1 rRNA gene is annotated in these 1042 nt (G+C 57.3%); it reads right to left on the reverse strand.

Annotated elements, in window-relative coordinates:
• Window positions 1-1042, reverse strand: a 23S ribosomal RNA gene (locus tag ABZ348_RS34715); the annotation flags it as partial.

Below are 1042 nucleotides of genomic sequence, written 5' to 3' on the forward strand. Positions count from 1 at the left end.
TTACCCCGGGACAACCACCGCCCGGGCTGGACTACCTTCCTGCGTCACCCCATCACTTACCTACTACCACCTTGGATCAGCGGCTCCACCACTCCGAGATTGTCCGAAGACGCACCCGGCGGTATCACGGCCTTAGCATTAATGGGCTCGATATTGGGCGTTTCAAAGCGGGTACCGGAATATCAACCGGTTGTCCATCGACTACGCCTGTCGGCCTCGCCTTAGGTCCCGACTTACCCTGGGCAGATCAGCTTGACCCAGGAACCCTTAGTCAATCGGCGCACACGTTTCCCACGTGTGTATCGCTACTCATGCCTGCATTCTCACTCGTGAACCGTCCACCACTCGCTTACGCGGCGGCTTCACCCGGCACACGACGCTCCCCTACCCATCACAGTCCCCGTTGGGGGTATGTACTGCAATGACACGACTTCGGCGGTACGCTTGAGCCCCGCTACATTGTCGGCGCGGAATCACTTGACCAGTGAGCTATTACGCACTCTTTCAAGGGTGGCTGCTTCTAAGCCAACCTCCTGGTTGTCTCTGCGACTCCACATCCTTTCCCACTTAGCGTACGCTTAGGGGCCTTAGTCGATGCTCTGGGCTGTTTCCCTCTCGACCATGGAGCTTATCCCCCACAGTCTCACTGCCGCGCTCTCACTTACCGGCATTCGGAGTTTGGCTAAGGTCAGTAACCCGGTAGGGCCCATCGCCTATCCAGTGCTCTACCTCCGGCAAGAAACACACGACGCTGCACCTAAATGCATTTCGGGGAGAACCAGCTATCACGGAGTTTGATTGGCCTTTCACCCCTAACCACAGGTCATCCCCCAGGTTTTCAACCCTGGTGGGTTCGGTCCTCCACGACCTCTTACAGCCGCTTCAACCTGCCCATGGCTAGATCACTCCGCTTCGGGTCTTGAGCATGCTACTAAAACGCCCTATTCGGACTCGCTTTCGCTACGGCTCCCCCACACGGGTTAACCTCGCAACACACCGCAAACTCGCAGGCTCATTCTTCAAAAGGCACGCAGTCACGACA

The sequence above is a fragment of the Streptomyces sp. NPDC005963 genome, from assembly GCF_040638655.1.
GTDB lineage: Bacteria > Actinomycetota > Actinomycetes > Streptomycetales > Streptomycetaceae > Streptomyces.